Origin of the sequence: Pantoea sp. At-9b, from assembly GCF_000175935.2 — a bacterium.
Taxonomy (GTDB): domain Bacteria; phylum Pseudomonadota; class Gammaproteobacteria; order Enterobacterales; family Enterobacteriaceae; genus Pantoea.
In genome coordinates this window covers 4,163,226-4,182,322 of record NC_014837.1, presented here as the reverse complement: position 1 = coordinate 4,182,322, position 19,097 = coordinate 4,163,226, and the positions used below count along the sequence as shown (strand labels likewise).

Below are 19,097 nucleotides of genomic sequence, written 5' to 3'. Positions count from 1 at the left end.
ATGATGGGGTCATTCGCGACGCTGGTTATGGCGTCGTTACTGAACAAAGCAAACACAACATCAAACCGGAGTACCCATGGCTAACTACTTCAACACTTTGAACCTGCGCAACCAGTTAGCGCAGTTAGGCAAATGTCGTTTCATGGCGCGCGATGAATTCGCGGATGGCGCCAGCTTCCTGAAAGGGAAAAAAGTCGTCATCGTTGGCTGTGGTGCTCAGGGCCTGAACCAGGGTCTGAACATGCGTGATTCCGGTCTGGACATTGCTTACGCCCTGCGTGCTGAAGCGATTGCTGAAAAGCGTGCTTCCTTCCGCAAAGCGACCGATAACGGCTTCAAAGTGGGTACTTACGAAGAGCTGATCCCGCAGGCTGACCTGGTGGTTAACCTGACGCCGGACAAGCAGCACTCTGCGGTGGTGCAGGCGGTACAACCGCTGATGAAAGACGGCGCAGCGCTGGGCTACTCACACGGTTTCAACATCGTTGAAGTGGGCGAAACCATCCGTAAAGACATCACCGTGGTGATGGTGGCACCGAAGTGCCCGGGTACTGAAGTTCGTGAAGAGTACAAGCGTGGCTTCGGTGTGCCGACCCTGATTGCGGTTCACCCGGAAAACGATCCGAAAGGCGAAGGTCTGGCGATTGCTAAAGCCTGGGCCTCGGCGACCGGTGGTGACCGTGCTGGCGTACTGGAATCCTCTTTCGTTGCTGAAGTGAAATCTGACCTGATGGGTGAGCAGACCATCCTGTGCGGTATGTTGCAGGCCGGTTCTCTGCTGTGCTTCGACAAGCTGGTGGCAGAAGGTAACGATGCTGCTTACGTTGAGAAACTGATTCAGTTCGGCTGGGAAACCATCACCGAATCGCTGAAATTCGGCGGTATCACCCTGATGATGGATCGCCTGTCTAACCCGGCTAAACTGCGTGCTTACGCACTGTCAGAGCAGCTGAAAGGCATCATGGCTCCGCTGTTCCAGAAGCACATGGATGACATCATCTCTGGTGAGTTCTCTTCTGGCATGATGGCTGACTGGGCCAATGACGACAAAAACCTGCTGACCTGGCGTGAAGAGACCGGTAAAACCGCGTTCGAAACCGCACCGCAGTTCGCTGGCAAAATCGAAGAGCAGGAATACTACGACAAAGGCGTTCTGATGGTTGCCATGGTGAAAGCAGGCGTTGAGCTGGCATTCGAAACCATGATCGACGCGGGCATCATTGAAGAGTCTGCTTACTACGAATCACTGCACGAGCTGCCGCTGATCGCGAACACCATCGCACGTAAGCGCCTGTATGAAATGAACGTCGTTATCTCTGATACTGCTGAATACGGTAACTACCTGTTCTCCTTCGCGGCTGTACCGCTGCTGAAAGAGTTCATGACTACCCTGCAACCGGGCGACCTGGGCAAAGCAGTGGAAGGCACTCAGGTAGACAACGCGCAGCTGCGTGACGTGAACGAAGCGATTCGTCAGCACCCGATCGAAGCGGTTGGCCGCAAACTGCGTGGCTACATGACCGACATGAAACGTATCGCCGTAGCGGGTTAATCCGTTCGCGACACAGTTTTCAGCAACGAAAAACCCCGGCTTGCCGGGGTTTTTTTGTTAAGGTGCGTGCTGTTACCCTCACCCCGGCCCTCTCCCATGAGGGAGAGGGAGGTGTGCCATATGCTCGATCGGTGCCCTCCCCGTTTATGGGAGAGGGAGATGTGCCATAGGCTCGATCAGTTCCCTCTCCCGCTTGCGGGAGAGGGTTAGGGTGAGGGTAACAAGCCGCACCTTACCCCAATAAAAAACCCGGCCTGAGCCGGGTTTCGTATTTAACACTTCAGCGCATCACACCGCTTCATACAACGTCTGATTACGTGTCTCTTTGCAGGCAATCAACGCAATCAAGGTCAATGCCGCCATCGAAGCCAGATAGAAACCCACCGCCTGCAAACCGTAGTTCGCGTTCAACCAGGTTGCGATATAAGGTGCAACGGATGCCCCCAGAATCGACGACAGGTTATACGAGAACGAGGCACCGGTATAACGCACTTCCGTCGGGAACAGTTCTGGCAGCAATGCGCCCATCGGACCAAAGGTCAGGCCCATAATGCTCAGGCCGAGCAGCAGGAAGCCCATCACCAGCACTTGTGAACCCGAACCGAGCAGCGCCGGGAACATAAAGGCGAACGCGATAATCATCAGGGTAATGGTGATCATGGTTTTACGGCGACCGAAACGGTCAGCCAGCAGGCCCGCAATCGGTACCATCACACCAAAACCAATTACTGCCACCATCAGCATCCACAGGAAGCTGTTACGTGAATAGCCAAGACCGACCGGCGCAGGCGCGGTGCCGTAGCTCATGGAATACACGGTCATGATGTAGAACAGCGTGTAGGTGGCGAGCATGATAAAGGTGCCGAGGATGGTCGCGAGCAGATGTTTGCTCAGCAGGGTGCCAATCGGTACGCGTACCTGTTTTTTCTCTTTCTGTACTTTGGCAAACACCGGGCTTTCATGCAGCGACACACGCACATACAAACCGATAATTACCAGCACCGCTGAGAGGATAAAAGGTACACGCCAGCCCCATTGCATGAACTGCTCGTCAGTCAGCAGCCAGGAGAGCAGCAGGAAGGTGCCGTTAGCGAAGAAGAAGCCAATCGGCGCGCCCAGCTGCGGGAACGAGCCGTACAGCGCACGTTTTTTCGCCGGGGCATTCTCGGTTGCCAGCAACGCAGCACCGCCCCATTCACCGCCGAGGCCCAGACCCTGACCAAAACGTGCCAGCGCCAGCAGCAGCGGCGCAGCGACACCAATGGTCTGGTAACCCGGCAGCAGGCCGATCAGTACGGTTGAGACCCCCATGGTCAGCAGCGAAGCCACCAGTGTGGCTTTACGGCCCACGCGGTCGCCAAAGTGACCAAACACCGCTGAACCAATCGGACGTGCAACGAAGGCAATGGCAAAGGTTGCCAGGGACTGTAGCGTCGCGACCGTGGCATCACCTTGTGGGAAGAAAATATGTGGGAAAACAATCACCGCCGCAGTGGCGTAGATGTAGAAATCGAAGAATTCAATTGCGGTGCCGACAAGAGATGCCACAACCACTTTGCCGCGTGAATTAACGGGCGTGTCGTCGTGTTTTTTGTCGAGTGGTTCTGTGATGGAGGCTTGCATAACTGTTTCTTAATTGTAAATTGAAACAAAGAATCTTACGCACCTGTTTTGCGTCATTCAATGGCGAAAAACCCCGTCGCAACAGGCTTTTTCGGCGAAAAAGAGGATAATTTCTGAGTTCATGCAATCGGCGGCGGATGGGAAGGGGAACGGCGGCTTTTTTGGCGGGAATCTCTGCAAAAGGGCCAAATAAAAGTGACCCTTTAGCGATTCCTGCTGGGTTTTGCCGCAAAAACAGCCAATGGGGAACATTTTTGGCTGTTGCGGCAAATGTAACTAATGTTGCTGGTGGGGCTGCGGCATCTCTTTATCATCTTTATATCTGGCGGTGGCGATCCAGGCGGCACAGAACAGCGTCAGACGCGCAAAGAAATAGAAAAAGGCCATCAGACCCAAAACCGAACCGAAAGCCGCGCCGGAGGGTGAGGTTGCCAGTTTTGGCAGGGTAATGGTCATGACAAACTTAATCACTTCGAAGCCGATAGCCGCCAGCAAGGTGCCGCGAAACAGCGCTTTCTTACGCGGTTTATGGCGGGGCAGAATCCAGAAAATCCACAGGAACAGCAGATAATTAGCAAAGATGGAGATGATCAGGGTAATGATGGTCAATGCCGGGCGCAGCCACTCAATATGATCCAACCCCAGTGCCTGCACAATCGCCGCCTGCGCCGCTCCGGCCACTGAGGTCAGGGATAACGTGATGACCAGCGCCAGCATCAGGCCGGTGAGCGAGATAAAATCACGAATATATTTCTTCCAGAATTTTTCCTGATCATCAGGTTTCCGTTCCCACACATCGCGTGATTGCGCGCGAATCGCTTCGCGCAGGTTACCCATCCAGTTAATGCCTGAGTAGAGCGCCAGCAGCAGGCCGGTCAGGCCAACGGTCGCGCGTTGCTGAATGGCAGTATTGACGGTGTTTTTCAGGGTATTGGCGAGGTTGGGATCGCTGATACTGTTGACGATTTTGTTGATCAACTCCGTGAGTAAATCCTGATTCGACGCCAGCACAAAACCGACCGCCGCAAAGGAGACCATCAAAATCGGTATCAATGAGAGAAACGAGAAGTAAGTAATGGCGGCACCAAACTGGCTGCCGAGGCGATCGTTAAATCGCTCCAGCGCGCGCAGAAAATGGGCTACCGCCGGGATGGCCTGAAACCAGGCCGCGAAGCGCGAGACATGCACAATCGAGCGGTCCACGTGCTGGTTACCGGTTTTCAGATCAATCAGCGGCTTTTGCTCAGCCGCCTTTTCCTGATATTTTTCGTCCGTCATAGACATTCATCATCCTGTTCACAGCGAAATTAAAATTATAGCCTGCTAAGTGACGTACTCCTGCAAGACCTGGCTCAACCACTCCATAAACACCCGTACACGACGCGCGACATTGCGTCGATGCGGATAGAGCAACGAAATCGGCATCGGTTTAGCCGGGAAGTGATGCAGCACCTCCACCAGTTGCCCGGACTCCAGCAACGGCTGCACGCCAATCGCGGGCACCTGAATAATCCCCAGCCCGGCAATACAGGCCGCGCGATAGGTTTCGGTACTGTTGACCGTCACCACGCCGCCGGTCTGAATATAGTGCGTCTGCTTGCCATCAAAATATTCAAAGCCTGACGACGGCTGGCCCAACTGCTGGGTGTAATGCACCATCGCATGCTGCGATAAATCTTCGAGGCGCACCGGCCTACCGAAGCGGGAAAGGTAATCGGGGCTGGCGCAGTTAATCAAGGCATGGGTTCCGATTTTACGCGCAATCAGGCCGGAATCTTTCAGTTCCCCCACGCGTATCACGCAGTCAAATCCTTCACGGATCACATCCACCTGGCGATCGCTGCTGCTAAGCTCAATCTCAATGCCGGGATAGTGCTGCAAGAACTCCGGCAAACGCGGCAGGATAAAACCGGTCGCCATGGCGACCGACATATCCACGCGTAATTTGCCGCTCAGCGTCGCCGGGTCATGCTGAAACAGGCTGTCCATATCATCCAGCATCGACAGCAAATCGAGGCAGCGATCGTAATAAACCAGCCCATCCTGGGTGAGATGGACACGGCGCGTGGTGCGATGGAGCAACCGTGTACCCATTTGATTTTCCAGCGCCTGTAACTGGCGCGATACGCTGCCTTTCGGCAAACCAAGGCTCTCTGCCGCGCGGGTAAAACTGCCCATTTCTGCCACCCGCACAAAAACCTGCATTGCGTGAATTTTATCCATGTTGTTCACCGATTGTTGTTGTTAGTGAAACAGTGCAGCGCATTACAACGAGTTTATAGATCAAACCTCAGAGAATATCCTTGAAACGTGTTCAATTTTGCAACAGGAGCGAATCATGAGTCACAAAATTGCGTTGATTACCGGCGGCAACCGCGGTTTAGGCAAGAATGCCGCGCTAAAACTGGCCGCAAAAGGCACCGATATTATTTTTACCTACCGTAGCCATGCAGAAGAAGCAGAGGCGGTGGTGAAGGAGATTGAAGCGCTGGGGGCGCGTGCTGCCGCGCTGCTGCTGGATGTCGGTGACATCCGCCAGTTTGATGGCTTTGTGAGCCAGGTTAAAGAGACGCTGCAAAAGGTGTGGCAGCGAGACAACTTTGACTACTTAGTGAACAACGCCGGGCACGGTCACTACAAGCTGTTCAGCGAAACCACCGAGGATGAGTTTGACGCATTGGTCAACGTGCACTTTAAAGGGCCGTACTTCCTTACCCAGAAGCTGCTGCCAGTGATTATTGATGGTGGCCGTATTCTCAATATCTCCAGCGGCCTGACGCGCATCACCTATCCGGGTTCAAGTACCTATGCGTCCATGAAAGGGGCGATGGAAGTGCTGACGCGCTACCAGGCGAAAGAGCTGGGTGAGCGGCGTATCCGCGTCAACATCCTGGCACCGGGCGCGATTGAGACGGATTTCGGTGGTGGCCGCGTTCGCGACACCAAAGAAATCAACGACACCATTGCCTCGCTGACGGCGCTGGGCCGCGTGGGGCTGCCGGATGATATCGGCGACGCAGTCAGTGCGATCCTGAGCGATGAAACCGGCTGGATCACCGCGCAGCGCATCGAAGCATCCGGCGGGCAAGCGCTCTAATCAATCCCCGCGCAATAAATTGCGCCGCTACAAATACTTGCCGACACCGTAGCGGCGCGATTTATCGCGCAATTTGCATCGGTGCGTTATACCTCGATGGTGCCGTCGATCACCGTCACTGTCTGACCGCCGATCCAGATGCTCTCGGCGGTGAAACTGACCTGAATCCGTCCGTCACGCTGAATCACGCTACCCTGACGGGCGTGGTAGTCAGTGCTGTGGCCCTGTGCCGCGAAATAGCGTGCCAGACAGGCGTTGGCGCTGCCGGTCACCGGGTCTTCCACCAGAGTGCCATTCTCGATAAACAACGCGCGCAATTCATATTGCTCGCTTTCTCCCTGTGGCAGTGGGCCAAACGGGGCGATGCCATTCACCTTAGCGTGTTTTTGCAAGCGCAGCAGGTCGCTGGCATTGGCCTGAATCTCTCGTACCGCCGCAGCACTGGTCATGGGTAACAGCAGCCAGCGAATCCCCATATCCACCACCGTTGGCGACTGGGTGTCATCTAAGGCGTCGCTGTTGATGGCGCTGCCGATCAGCGCATCGCTGAAAGGCGTCAGACTGGCTGCCGGGGCGGCGAAGGCCAGCGCACCGTCAGCACTGATCCTGACGTCCACCAGACCCACGCCGCACTCCTGCACAATTTTGCCCGGTGTCTTCAGTGGCCAGCCCGCTTCAAGCAGTGCATGAGCAGTGCCAAGTGTCGGATGTCCGGCAAACGGCAGCTCGCCACCCGGGGTAAAGATGCGCACGCGATAATCCGCGGCGGCAGCCGTAGGGGGCAGTACAAAGGTGGTTTCCGACAAATTGGTCCAGCGCGCAATGGCGGCCAGCTGCGCATCGCTTAATCCCTGCGCATCCATGATCACCGCCAGCGGATTACCGCGAAAGGCTGATGAGGTAAAGACATCCACTTGTTTAAACGCGACCTTCATTGGCACTCCTTCCTCGTTGAGGTGGTCTGAAATCCGGATTTACATGATGTTAATTGCTAAAGGTAATCAATAGGGCTATGAATAGATTAACAATTATGCAACCGGAGTTCGCTATGTTAAAAATTCTTGGCCGCACATCGTCAATTAACGTGCGCAAAGTGTTGTGGCTGTGTGCAGAGCTGGATATCCCTTATGAACACGAAGTCTGGGGCGATGAAAACAAATCGCTGCATTCGCCTGACTTTCTGGCGCTCAACCCCAATGCCATGATCCCGGTGATTATCGAAGACGATTTCGTCATGTGGGAATCCAATGCCATCCTGCGCTATCTCGCCACCAGTTACGGCGGTGAGTGGCTCTACCCGGAAAATCCCCGCGCCCGTGCGCCGATCGATCAATGGACCGACTGGCAAGCCACTGAACTTAACACTTCATGGCGCTATGCGTTTATGTCGCTGGTGCGCAATTCCCCTGCCCACCAGGATGAACGCCTGCTGGCGGCGGCCTGCAAGGGCTGGAATCACACCATGGGTATTCTCAACCAGCAACTGGAAAAAACCGGGCGCTACGTAGCAGGTCGCAACTTTACGCTGGCGGATATTCCGGTCGGTTTGGCGGTGAACCGCTGGTTTGAAACCCCGCTGGACCATGCCGACCTGCCAGCAGTACGGACCTATTACGAACGCCTGACGGAACGCGAAGGCTATACCACCTGGGGCCGCAACGGCACGCCTTGATCCTGTCCCGGCGGCAGACCGCTTAATTCGCAGGCCAGCGCGCCGGTACGCTCCAGTGCCCAGGTGTAACGCGCATCGAACGGATAGCAGCAGGAGAGGCGCAGCGCATGGGTGTAGCGCTCACTCAGTGAGTACAGCGCACCCGGCGTGACGCAAATTTGCTCTTGCAACAACCGATGAAACATCTCCACGGTATCCACTTTTCCCGGCAACTCTAGCCAAAACACAAAGCCACCCCGCGGCAGGGTAGCGCGCGTCCCTTGTGGGAAATGGCGGGCGATAATACCGCGCGCCGCATCAAGGTTGGCCGCGTAGCGACGGCGCAGGGTGCGCAGATGGTGATCGTAGCCACCGCTGGCGAGAAACTCTGCCAGCACTTCGCTCAACAGGCGTGACTCCGACATCGAGGACACCGCCTTCAGCCGGGCAATTTTGTCGTGAAAACGGCCTGCTGCCGTCCAGCCAACGCGAAAATCCGGGGCCACGGTTTTGGTAAAGCTGGTGCAGTAGATCACCCAGCCCTCGCTGTCGAACGCCTTGACCGGCGGTGACAGTGGCCAGTCAAACTGCAATTCGTCGTACAGACCATCTTCAATCAGTGGAAGCTGGTAAGTATTCACCAACTTCGCCAGGCGTTTCTTATTCGCCAGTGGCATCACGTAACCGAGTGGATTCTGTGCGCCAGGCATAGCGATCAGCGCCTGGATACGTTGCTCCTGCAATAACATCTCCAGCGCGTCCAGCGATAACCCTTGTTGCGGATCGGTCGGAATCTCCAGCGCCTTCAGCCCGAGTGAGGCCAGTAGCGGGAAGAGAAAGAAGTAGGTGGGGGATTCCAGTCCAACGCAGTCGCCGGGCTGAGTTACCGCGCGTAACGCCAGCTGCAACGCTTCCATGCAGCCGTGGGTGAGGGTGATGTCGTCGACCGTCAGATTGATACCCACGTGCAGGCTGCGGCGGGCAATCTCCTCCCGTAAGCGCTTACTACCCGGCGGAAGCACGTAGCGACCGATGAGATCCGGATCGCGACGGACCAGGGACGCGGTAATGCGTCCCAGCCGTGCGGCGGGAAACAGCTCGCTATCCTGCGGGCAGGCCAGCGAGATATTGGTGTAGTCCGGATTATTCTGCGCTGCAAACACCTGTTCAATCAGCTCCAGCTTTTGTGCACTGGGGTCATCCACCTGTGCGCGCATTTTCTGCACCGGGCGCGTCAAGGCGGGTAACACGCTGCGCACGTAATACCCGGACTGAGGGCGTGCTTCGATCAGGCCGCGATCTTCGAGGATTTGCCAGGCATTGAGCACCGTATTGATGCTGACCTGATGGGATTGTGCCACCCGGCGTATCGCGGGCAGACGTTTACCGGGCTTGAGCGTCCCCTGGTGGATAGACTCCGCAAAGCTGTCGGCAAGTTGTTGGTACAACGTCTGGCCAGAGGAAAGAGGTAGGGACACAAAAGCCTCCACATTCGATGGGTACAATTAACAAATTGGCAAACTGTAACCATAACAATAGTCATTTTGTGTCTCTGTTTCCATTGCGTCGTGACGATTAGCATGACGTTATGTTGATCAATCAGGAACTGCATCATGCTCGATCCCTCTTTCTTCAGTTATGTCACCGTTATGTCGATCACCCCCGGCCCGAACAACCTGCTGCTGGCAACCTCCGGGGTGAATTTTGGCCTGAAACGTACCCTGCCGATGGTGCTGGGTATCATGCTGGGCTGCGCGGTACAGGTGGTACTGGCCGGGGTCGCGCTGGAGGTGCTGCTGCACTGGATGAGCGCCGTGCGCCTGCCGTTAACGTTGGTGGGATGTGGCTACCTGCTGTGGCTGTCATGGAAGATCTTTCGTGCCGGAGCGCCGCAAGCGCGGGAAAGCGTCCAGCCGATGACGGTGCTTGCCGGAGCCTGCTTCCAGGCGGTCAACCCCAAAGCGTGGCTGATGGCGACTAACGTGGCGCTGATGTATGCCAACAGCAATGGGGTAATGGCAATCGTGGTGGGATTTGCGCTGTTGAACCTGCCGTGCATTCTGATTTGGGCAGCGCTGGGCGATCGCTTACGCAACCATCTGCAAATTGCCTGGAAGCGTCAGGCCTTCAATAGCCTGATGGCGCTGTCGCTGGTGGTGACCACCGGATGGATGTTGGTTGACGCGATTTCGTTCGCCTCCGTGTGATTTCGTTTGCTATGGCGTGGTTTCGTTCGCTACAGGCACTGGCAGTTTCAGTTCGCCGGTGCGGCGACCGAGCAAAGGGGACCTGGCCGTCCCCTTTGCATTCCCCGGCCCTGCGCCGCCTGCCTCGCCGCTTCGCGGTCCCTTCGCTTACTCACGCTTCCGACGGACCGGCGTCGATTCGCTCCTGCTCAACGCCGCCTTTCGCCGCATCCATGCGGCTCATCCTGGAATCGTTCCCGCACTCAGCGAGTTCGGATGGCGCTCACACCCCCGCTGTCCCAGCCATGCCGGTTTTTGGTTTTTCTTTTGCTGTTGGTTTTTATTCGATGGTCTTGCAGACGGGGTGTTGGCGGCATCCACAGCGCCGAGCGCAGAGGGAAGGCCAGGACGAGCCGCATGGATGCGGCGAGAGAGCGGAATGAGCCATGGATGGCGAATCCGCGCGGTCCGTGCGGCCTGAGTGATAAGCGAGGGAACAGCGCGAAGCGCTGCGCGAGGACGCCGCAGGGCGCGGATTGCAAAGGTCCGCGCCTTCGGACCTTTGCCCGTCCGCCTGCACGTTGTGGCTGAAACTCGGCCATGTCTGGCGGGCGGAACCCCTGCGGAGTCAGACCGCTGCTATTTCCCCACGACATGTGCGGTTTCACGACCTTCGTCGTTCGCCGCCATCGGTGTTACCGGTGCGTAGTCGAGTTGCAGCACACGGCTGGTGTCGGCCAGCACTTTCTCCGTCAACGCCACGTCACCGTTCAGCTTACGGCCCCATGAGGGGATCACGGCACGGATTCTGGTCTGCCACTCAGGTGAACGCATCTGTTCCGGGAAGGCTTTCGCCATCAGTTCGAGCATAATCGGTGCGGCAGTGGATGCCCCCGGTGATGCGCCCAACAGCGCCGAAATCGTGCCATCTTGTGAGGTGACCACTTCAGTGCCGAGACGCAACACACCGCCGTCTTTCTCATCGTTCTTGATGATCTGCACACGTTGACCCGCCGTCACCAGACGCCAGTCTTCCTGCTTCGCCTGAGGGACATAGGCGCGCAGGGCTTCCATACGGTCGCTGTCGCTTTGCAGCACCTGATCAACCAGATATTTCACCAGGTCGAAGTTTTTCAGGCCAACCTGCATCATCGGCATCAGGTTGCTGCCATTCATCGCGCCGAACATATCCAGCAGCGAGCCTTGCTTGAGGAATTTGGTAGAGAAAGTAGCGAAGGGGCCAAACAACAGCACCTGTTTGCCATCCAGCACGCGGGTATCAACGTGCGGTACGGACATCGGCGGTGCGCCGACCGAGGCTTTGCCATAGACTTTCGCCATATGCTGCTGCACCACGTCCGGGTTCTCTGTCACCAGGAATGAACCGCCGACCGGGAAACCGGCATAGCCTTTTACTTCCGGGATGCCTGATTTTTGCAGCAGCGGTAGCGCTGCGCCGCCAGCGCCGATAAACAGCTGACGGGCGGTAAGCAGACGGCTTTCACCACTGTCGAGGTTAAACAGGGTGACCTGCCAGCGACCATCACTCAGGCGTTTAATATCACGCACTTCCTGACGCATACGCAGGCGGAAATTGGCTTTCTTCTCCAGGGAGGCGATCAGCTGGCGCGTCACTTCACCGAAGTTCACGTCGGTGCCCATTTCGGTCCAGGTCGCGGCCACTTTCTGTTTCTTGTCGCGACCATTCATCACCAGGGGGATCCACTGCGTGATTTGATCGCGTTCTTCTGAGTATTCCATGCCACGGAACAGGGTGCTTTTTTGCAGTGCCTGGAAACGTTTGCGCAGGAATTCGACGTTGTCGTCGCCCCAGACGAAGCTCATGTGCGGCGTACTGTGGATAAAGCTTTTCGGATTGCGCAGATTGCCTTTCTGAACGTGATACGCCCAGAACTGACGGGAAATCTGGAACGATTCGTTAATCGCCACCGCTTTCGCGATATCGATGCTGCCATCCGCCTTCTGCGGCGTATAGTTCAGCTCTGCCAGTGCAGCATGACCGGTTCCGGCATTGTTCCAGCCATTGGACGACTCTTCCGCCACTGTTGCCAGGCGTTCGACCATCTCAATAGACCAATCCGGCTCCAGGTCTTGCAACCAGGTGCCTAACGTAGCGCTCATGACGCCAGCGCCAATCAACAGCACATCGACGTCTTTTCGTTCCTGAAGGTTTGCGCTATCCATGCCAGCGGCGCTTACTGCCAGCGCCAGATTTACCGCAGTTTTGCTCATGAGGCGACATCTCCTCTTCTGTTGACCTGAAGTTCAACAGGTTCGCAGGCGAAACAGCCACGCTTCTTTCGAGCGCGTCGCGCCGTTTCTCAAAGGTTAAGACTCAGGTTAAGTCGTGGGGGTGCTAACGGTTAACTGCACGTTATGCATAGTCATTCGAATATAACATTCTCGTATCGGAATTAAACGTTTGTTTATTTTTTAAAGGCAGAAATGATTCAGCATAAGAATTAATCGGATCAACCCGCTTGTCATAAGGGATTTTTATCCCTTAATCAGACGGTTACGGAAACATGCATGTTGCGACATTGTGATGTGGTTGTGTAGGTTTTAACGTAGCTAACCCCAACGGGTTAATGTTAACTTGATGATAATATTGAATTTAAAGAAAATTGATTTTTTATGCGATTTTTATGTTGCGCGATATTTCGCCATGTTGTGTAAAAATAATGTTACATTTGTGTGATAACAGATTTGGGCGCGTGCTGGCGCGCCCGTCAGAAGAAATTTCAATCACGCGGGGCACTGTCGGGTAACTTTTTCAGACTGATCGCCAGGCGGTTATAGGTATTCATCAAACCAATCGCGACGTTGAGATCCACAATCTCCTTATCGCTGAACACGGCTTTCACTTGCTCAAACAGCGCCTGCGGTGCACCCTGGCTGGCAATCAGCGTCAGGCTCTCGGCCCACGCCAGCGCGGCCTGTTCCCGGGCATCAAACAACGCGCCCGATTCATGCCATACCTGGGTTAACACAATTTTGTGCCACGGCATCTCGGCTTTGTGCAGCGCCTGGGTGTGCATATCGATGCAGTAAGCACAGCCGTTAATCTGCGAAACACGCAGAAATACCAGCTCCAGCAGGCTGTGCGACAGGCCAGTTTGTGACAGATAGCTATACACGCCGCCCAGGGCTTTCATGGCACCAGGCGCGGCGCTGTAAAAATCGATACGTTGGCTCATCTTTCGTTCCTCAATCAGTTAAGGTTGGCATCTGCATTGTTCACTGCCGTATGGAGCAACAAAAGTGCCAAAAAATGACAAAAGCAGTGGCCCATTCGCCCTGACGTTGGATCGTAGCGATACGCGGGGATTAAGTGAACAGCTGCACCAGCAACTCAGTACGGCGATTGCCGAAGGGCAGCTGGTGGCTGGCGCGCGGCTGCCTTCGTGCCGCGACCTGGCGGTGCAACTGGGCGTGGCGCGCGGTACGGTACGGCGGGCTTACGACATGTTGGTTGATAGCCAACTGCTGGTGGCAAAAGGGGCGGCAGGCACCTTTGTGGCGGCTGCGGCGTTAACCCAACCGCCACGCGCGCCGGTCGCGGCAACCGGGTCAGCCTTGCTGGATATGGTGTATGACTTCGACACCGCGCCTCTCACTTTCCAGATGGGTGTGCCCGCCAGCGATGCTTTTCCCGCTAAAGTCTGGTCACGTGTTGTCCAGCGGCAGGCGCGGCAGCAAGCCAGCCAGTCACGCGGCTATCCCGATCCACGCGGTAGCCTGGCACTGCGTCAGGCGCTGGTGGGTTACCTGGCGATGGCGCGCGGTATTCATTGCCAGACCAGCCAGATTTTGATCACCAATGGTTATGCTGGCGCACTGGGTCTGATTGCGCTGGCGCTGGGTTTGCACGGCCAACAGGCCTGGATGGAAGAGCCCGGTTTTATGCTGGCACGCGCGGCATTGCAGCAAATGCATGTCACGCCTGTCGGCATTCCGGTGGATAGCGAGGGGTTGCAGGTGGAGGAAGGCATGGCGCGTGCGCCTGATGCCGCTGTTGCTCTGGTCACGGCGGGTCAGCAGGCCCCGCTGGGGGTCACGCTGTCTTTGGCGCGACGCCAGGCGTTACTGGCATGGGCCAGTTCGCAGCAGCGCTGGATCGTGGAAGATGATTACCTTGGCGAGCTACAACTCGGTAGCCGTGCCGCCCCCGCGCTGGCAGCGATTGATAACGACGGGCGGGTGATCCATGTCGGCACCTTCAGCAAAACCCTCAGTCCCAGTCTGCGCCTCGGGTTTGTCGTGGTGCCACCCGGGCTGGCTGCGCGCTTTGCCGATACCAGTGCGCTGCTGGCTCCCGCCTCGTCAGCGTTGCTGCATGATGCGGTAGCGGAGTTCCTGCGCGAGGGCCATTTTCTGCGCCATCTGCGGCGTATGAAGCGGGTTTATCACGAGCGGCTGGAGGGGATTATCACGGCGCTACGTCCGCATTTTAGCGAGGTACAACGCGCCGGGTTGGCGGTGATTATCCGCTTACCCGCAGGCACGCCAGACCAGCAAATTGCCCGTGAGGCGCTGGCCTATGGCCTGGCTCCTTCACCGCTTTCGCTCTGGTTTCAGCAGGAGGACGGGCGGCAATATGGTTTCCTGCTGGGGGTCACCCAGTTGCCGCGCGAAGGTTTTGCCCGCTGCGCCGAACGGCTGAAATGGCTGGTGGATGCGCATCAACCGCGAATGGACCAGTAAAAAACCGCATTCTTGTGCCTTTTTCTGGTCCATCGGGAGGATTAAGGTACGCCTCATTGCAACGAATGAGGAATCTGAGTGATGAAACTGTTACATGTTGATGTCAGCCCGAAAGGTGCCAAATCCAACTCTCGCGCATTAAGTCGTTATTTTGTCGATCGTTTGCAGGCGCAACTGCCTGAGTTGCAGGTAGAGTATCTCGACCTGGACCAGCATCCGGTGGGCCATGTCACCGGCGAGTTTGCCCAGGCGACATACACCCCGGAAGAACAGCGCACGCCGCGTATGCAGGCGGTGCTGGCTGATTCCGATCGCCTGTGTGCGCAGTTGCTCAATGCCGATGCCTTGCTGTTCGCCATGCCGATGTACAACTGGAGCATGCCGTCGGCTTTCAAAGCCTATATTGATGCCATCATTCGCACCAATCTGACGTATCACTTTGATGAACAACAAAATGTGATAGGTAATCTGACCCGGCAAAAAGCGCTGTTTCTGACCACGCGCGGAGCCAGCCTGCAACCGGGGTCGCCCTATGCCGACATGGATGCCTTAACGCCCGCTCTGCGCGCCGCCTTCGGGTTTATCGGCATCCAGGCACCGCAGTTTGTTAACGCGGAGCCGCTGGCATTTGCGGACCAGGCTGCCCGGGAAGCGGGGCTGGCACAGGCATACCGCGATCTGGATGCGGTGGTGACGCAATGGGCTGATGCGACGGTTACTGCCTGAACCAGCGTCGCCAGACGAAGCGGATCACGAAAAATTCAATCGCGCCCAGCAGTAAAAACCACAGACAAAACACAATGGTGTAAAGCTGATTCAGATCCTGCAAATGAAACGTGGTTTGCAGGCTCTTTGCTACCGCCAGGCTAAAGGCTGGCGCAGGCAGCAGCAACGCAGAGAGAAAGCCCAGCAGTAAAATGCCACCAGGGATGATCAGAGTTTCTAATGGGTTTTTCATCGCAAAATTCCACAACAAGTCGCGCGGGCATTAGCGCACAAAGCCCCGCAGGGTGCAATCCTTCGGACGAAAGGCTTAAGAATTTTCTTCTATTCCATCGACTTAGCAGCAGAAATAGCGAGAGTTAAGAGTTATAGCCTTTGCTATACTTAAAGCCCTGATTTTACTGTCTTTTTTTTAGTGAATTTGCGTGTTAGACTGCGCGCACTTTTTCATTACTGAACAATAAATGCGGACAAACTCCAGGCTTATACGCCTTTTGCTCTGCGTTGACTGAAAAATCATGACATTTATCGCAACCCTGATTCTGGCCTTTGGTATGTCGATGGACGCCTTCGCCGCAGCACTTGGCAAAGGTGCGTCCCTGCATCGTCCAGACTTTAAAGAGGCACTGCGCACCGGTCTGATTTTCGGTGTGATTGAAATGCTCACCCCGTTGATTGGTTGGGCAATTGGCCTGGCGGCCAGCCGTTATGTGATGGCATGGGACCACTGGCTGGCATTTGGCCTGCTGACTCTGCTCGGTGGCCGTATGATGATGGCTGGTTTAAGTCAAACCGCCGGTGAACCCTGTGAGCCACCGCAGCGCCACGGTTTTATGGTGCTGGCGTTAACGGCCGTCGCCACCAGTCTGGATGCCCTGGCCGTGGGTGTTGGCCTGGCGTTTTTGCAGGTGAACATCGTGATGACCGCCATCACCATCGGTGCAGCCACCACCATCATGGCGACCACTGGCGTGCTGGTGGGACGCTTTATTGGCCCGGTGCTGGGCAAATGGGCCGAAGTGCTGGGGGGCGTTGTCCTAATTTGTATCGGTTCCACCATTCTGGTGGAACATCTGGGTTGGTTCAGTTAAGGTCTTTCGTATCAGCAGATTGTGCAGATGCGAAAAACCTGCATTTTTGTGATCTGGTTCAAAGTTTCTTGCTTAAAAAACAGGCTGGGGATATACTTTTTTTAGTATTTCTCAACTTATTTTTAATCAGGTGCTTTATGAAACGGTTCTTCAAATACGTGTTTCGTGCTTATGTTGAAACCTACAAACACGTACCGCCGGGTGCTTTAAACTAAGCTCCCCGCACGCAACCCTCGATAATCGCGGTCAGGGATCGACCGGTGATTATCAATGATTTTCTTATCTCTCCCACGCAATCTCTCCCCCATTTTCCCCTGAAATCGCGGTTTTACCCCTGTAGTCATCAGATTTTGATCTGGCTATAGCCTGAGGTTATACCCCGCCACTAAACAAGCATTCGTCCCTCTGACAACGGCATGAAATAGTCAGCTCAGGTCCTTTTTCCCTGTCTGATACGAGAAACATCATGCTGATCCCGCAACCTTATTTGCTTTTCCTTGGTGACGTTACCGATCCACTGGCCGCGAAAACTGCGCGTGGCATTCACGTCTGGCGTCCTGAGCAGTGCGTCGGCGAAATCAAACTGCCTGGCTGCACCGTTAGCCTCGGTCTGGAAGAGATCGATATTGCCACCGCCAAAGCGCGCGGCGCGAAAACGCTGGTGCTCGGCACCGCTAACGCCGGTGGTTATCTGCCGCAGCACTGGCTGGATACGGTGCGCAACGCGATCAAAGCGGGGATGAACGTCGCCAGCGGCCTGCATCATCGTCTGGTGGATGAGCCAGAGCTGGTGGCGCTGGCGCAGGAGTTCGGCGTTGAACTGTTTGATATCCGCCATATGCGTCCGAAGCTGGAAGTCGGCAGCGGTAAAAAGCGTACCGGTAAGCGTGTGCTTACTGTCGGCACCGACTGCTCGGTAGGCAAGATGTACACCTCGCTGGCCCTGGAAGCGGCGATGCGTGATATCGGTCTGAACGCAGATTTCCGTGCTACCGGCCAAACCGGCATCCTGGTTGCGGGTGCGGGTATCGCGATCGATGCAGTGATTGCCGACTTTATCGCTGGCGCGGTTGAAGCGTTATCTCCTGCCAACGAACCCGATCACTGGGACATCGTTGAAGGTCAGGGTTCCTTGTTCCATCCGTCCTACGCCGGTGTATCCATGGGCCTGATCCACGGTGCGCAGCCGCAGTGGCTGGTGATGTGTCATGAGATGGGACGCCCGCATATGCGCCATCTGCCACATCAGCCGATGGTCAGCCTGAAAGATTGCGTGGAGGCTAACCTGCGTGCCGCCACCGTGACCAGCGATTCCGTGCAACTGGCCGGTTTCGCCATCAACACCTCCAACTACAGCGAAGCAGAAGCGCGTGCCTATTGCGCCGAAGTCAGCGCCGAGTTTGGTGTCCCTGCGACCGATCCGGTGCGCTTTGGTATCGATGCTATCGCAGCGCTGCTGAAGGAGCGTGGCTAAGATGCGGCGCATGCAGATTGAAGTGCTGGAGCTGCCGCTGGCGCGTCCGTTTGCCATTTCGCGTGGCACGCGCACCGCAGTGACGGTGATTCGTGTCACCCTGGAGCAGAATGGCTTTATTGGTCGCGGCGAATGTACCCCAACGCCGCGTTACGACGAAACGCCAGAAAGCGTCAACGCCGAGCTGGAAGCGATGCGCGCTGACATCGAAGCGGGCCTCAGCCGTGTCGATCTGCAAACCCGTCTGCATGCCGGTTCAGCGCGTAACGCGCTGGACTGCGCGCTGTGGCGGCTCGACGCTGCATTGACGAAACAATCGTTCTGGCAGCTGACGCAGCAGGAACAGCCGATTTCGGTGATCACCGCCGAAACCCTCAGCCTGGACAGCGTAGCCAATATGGCGGAAGCGGCAGCCGATGCGGTATCGCGCGGCGCTATTCTGCTGAAAATCAAACTCAACCGTGACGACATCCTGGAAAAAGTGGCGGCGATCCGCGCTGCGGCACCGCACGCCACGCTGATTATTGATGCCAACGAAGCCTGGTCCGGTGTCGATCTGCACAGCCTGCTTAACGCGCTGTTGCCGTACAACATCGCCATGGTCGAGCAGCCGTTACCGGCCGGTCAGGATCAGGATTTACAACGTTTCACCCATCCGATTCCGGTGTGCGCCGACGAGAGTTGCCATACGCGGGAAGATATCGCGCAACTGCGCAATCGCTACGAGATGATCAACATCAAGCTGGATAAATGCGGCGGCTTAACCGAAGCACTGGCCATGGTGGCCGAAGCGCAAAAGCTGGATATGCGCCTGATGGTGGGCTGCATGCTGGGGTCATCGCTGGCGATGGAAGCGGCGCTGCCGGTAGCGATTGCAGCGGAACATGTCGATCTTGATGGCCCGATCTGGCTGGCGGCAGACAGCTCGCCATTCCTCTCCTATTCCCAGGGCCGAATCTGGCTATAACCCGCACG

General features: G+C 56.2%; 17 protein-coding genes. 9 read left to right on the top strand and 8 right to left on the bottom strand.

Annotation, left to right across the window (positions count from 1 at the left end):
* Positions 1 to 76 precede the first annotated feature (76 nt).
* Positions 77 to 1,552, top strand: coding sequence for a ketol-acid reductoisomerase (ilvC, locus tag PAT9B_RS19325; protein ID WP_013510958.1), 1,476 nt, complete (start codon positions 77 to 79; stop codon positions 1,550 to 1,552).
* A 288-nt stretch (positions 1,553 to 1,840) separates the two neighbouring features.
* On the opposite strand, the gene PAT9B_RS19320 is transcribed toward ilvC, so the two are convergent.
* From PAT9B_RS19320 to PAT9B_RS19310, 3 genes are all read right to left on the bottom strand, one after another.
* Positions 1,841 to 3,175 carry an MFS transporter gene (locus PAT9B_RS19320; RefSeq protein ID WP_013510957.1) on the bottom strand — a complete coding sequence of 445 codons (1,335 nt, stop codon included), beginning with the start codon at positions 3,173 to 3,175 and terminating at the stop codon, positions 1,841 to 1,843.
* Between the two features lie 276 nt (positions 3,176 to 3,451).
* On the bottom strand, positions 3,452 to 4,459 hold the full coding sequence (gene yhjD / locus PAT9B_RS19315; protein WP_013510956.1) for an inner membrane protein YhjD: 1,008 nt from the start codon (positions 4,457 to 4,459) through the stop codon (positions 3,452 to 3,454).
* Positions 4,460 to 4,498: 39 nt separating this feature from the next.
* Positions 4,499 to 5,398, bottom strand: coding sequence for a LysR family transcriptional regulator (locus PAT9B_RS19310; RefSeq protein WP_013510955.1), 900 nt, complete (start codon positions 5,396 to 5,398; stop codon positions 4,499 to 4,501).
* A gap of 115 nt (positions 5,399 to 5,513) precedes the next feature.
* On the opposite strand from PAT9B_RS19310, the gene PAT9B_RS19305 reads away from it, so the two are divergent.
* Positions 5,514 to 6,272 (top strand): SDR family NAD(P)-dependent oxidoreductase, encoded by a 759-nt coding sequence (locus PAT9B_RS19305; protein ID WP_013510954.1) that lies wholly within the window; start codon positions 5,514 to 5,516, stop codon positions 6,270 to 6,272.
* A gap of 86 nt (positions 6,273 to 6,358) precedes the next feature.
* Here the strand turns inward: PAT9B_RS19305 and PAT9B_RS19300 are convergent, their stop codons facing one another.
* Entirely contained in the window at positions 6,359 to 7,207 is an 849-nt protein-coding gene (locus PAT9B_RS19300) for a PhzF family phenazine biosynthesis protein (RefSeq protein ID WP_013510953.1), read from the bottom strand.
* Between the two features lie 113 nt (positions 7,208 to 7,320).
* Here PAT9B_RS19300 and PAT9B_RS19295 point away from each other — a divergent pair, with 113 nt between their 5' ends.
* Positions 7,321 to 7,944, top strand: coding sequence for a glutathione S-transferase family protein (locus tag PAT9B_RS19295; RefSeq protein WP_013510952.1), 624 nt, complete (start codon positions 7,321 to 7,323; stop codon positions 7,942 to 7,944).
* Here the strand turns inward: PAT9B_RS19295 and PAT9B_RS19290 are convergent.
* Complete coding sequence (locus PAT9B_RS19290; protein WP_013510951.1) at positions 7,911 to 9,401, bottom strand: PLP-dependent aminotransferase family protein; 1,491 nt, start codon at positions 9,399 to 9,401, stop codon at positions 7,911 to 7,913. The two genes, PAT9B_RS19295 and PAT9B_RS19290, sit on opposite strands and share 34 nt — an antisense overlap.
* A 135-nt stretch (positions 9,402 to 9,536) precedes the next feature.
* Between PAT9B_RS19290 and PAT9B_RS19285 the strand changes: the two genes are divergently transcribed.
* Entirely contained in the window at positions 9,537 to 10,130 is a 594-nt protein-coding gene (locus PAT9B_RS19285) for a LysE family translocator (RefSeq protein WP_013510950.1), read from the top strand.
* Positions 10,131 to 10,748: 618 nt separating this feature from the next.
* Here the strand turns inward: PAT9B_RS19285 and mqo are convergent.
* Together mqo and PAT9B_RS19275 are read right to left on the bottom strand one after the other, a co-directional pair.
* On the bottom strand, positions 10,749 to 12,362 hold the full coding sequence (mqo, locus tag PAT9B_RS19280; RefSeq protein WP_013510949.1) for a malate dehydrogenase (quinone): 1,614 nt from the start codon (positions 12,360 to 12,362) through the stop codon (positions 10,749 to 10,751).
* Positions 12,363 to 12,871: 509 nt separating this feature from the next.
* Positions 12,872 to 13,327, bottom strand: coding sequence for a carboxymuconolactone decarboxylase family protein (locus PAT9B_RS19275; protein ID WP_013510948.1), 456 nt, complete (start codon positions 13,325 to 13,327; stop codon positions 12,872 to 12,874).
* Between the two features lie 64 nt (positions 13,328 to 13,391).
* Between PAT9B_RS19275 and PAT9B_RS19270 the strand changes: the two genes are divergently transcribed.
* Complete coding sequence (locus tag PAT9B_RS19270) at positions 13,392 to 14,834, top strand: PLP-dependent aminotransferase family protein (RefSeq protein WP_013510947.1); 1,443 nt, start codon at positions 13,392 to 13,394, stop codon at positions 14,832 to 14,834.
* An 81-nt stretch (positions 14,835 to 14,915) separates the two neighbouring features.
* Positions 14,916 to 15,560, top strand: a complete 645-nt coding sequence (locus PAT9B_RS19265; protein ID WP_013510946.1) for an FMN-dependent NADH-azoreductase — start codon at positions 14,916 to 14,918, stop codon at positions 15,558 to 15,560.
* Here the strand turns inward: PAT9B_RS19265 and PAT9B_RS19260 are convergent.
* Positions 15,550 to 15,792 (bottom strand): DUF1158 domain-containing protein, encoded by a 243-nt coding sequence (locus tag PAT9B_RS19260; protein WP_013510945.1) that lies wholly within the window; start codon positions 15,790 to 15,792, stop codon positions 15,550 to 15,552. The genes PAT9B_RS19265 and PAT9B_RS19260 overlap by 11 nt on opposite strands.
* A gap of 283 nt (positions 15,793 to 16,075) precedes the next feature.
* On the opposite strand from PAT9B_RS19260, the gene mntP reads away from it, so the two are divergent.
* From mntP to dgcA, 3 genes are all read left to right on the top strand, one after another.
* Positions 16,076 to 16,648 carry a manganese efflux pump MntP gene (mntP, locus tag PAT9B_RS19255; RefSeq protein WP_013510944.1) on the top strand — a complete coding sequence of 191 codons (573 nt, stop codon included), beginning with the start codon at positions 16,076 to 16,078 and terminating at the stop codon, positions 16,646 to 16,648.
* A 466-nt stretch (positions 16,649 to 17,114) separates the two neighbouring features.
* Entirely contained in the window at positions 17,115 to 18,122 is a 1,008-nt protein-coding gene (gene dgcN / locus PAT9B_RS19250; protein WP_013510943.1) for an N-acetyltransferase DgcN, read from the top strand.
* Position 18,123: 1 nt separating this feature from the next.
* Positions 18,124 to 19,089 (top strand): N-acetyl-D-Glu racemase DgcA, encoded by a 966-nt coding sequence (gene dgcA, locus PAT9B_RS19245; protein ID WP_013510942.1) that lies wholly within the window; start codon positions 18,124 to 18,126, stop codon positions 19,087 to 19,089.
* Positions 19,090 to 19,097 lie beyond the last annotated feature (8 nt).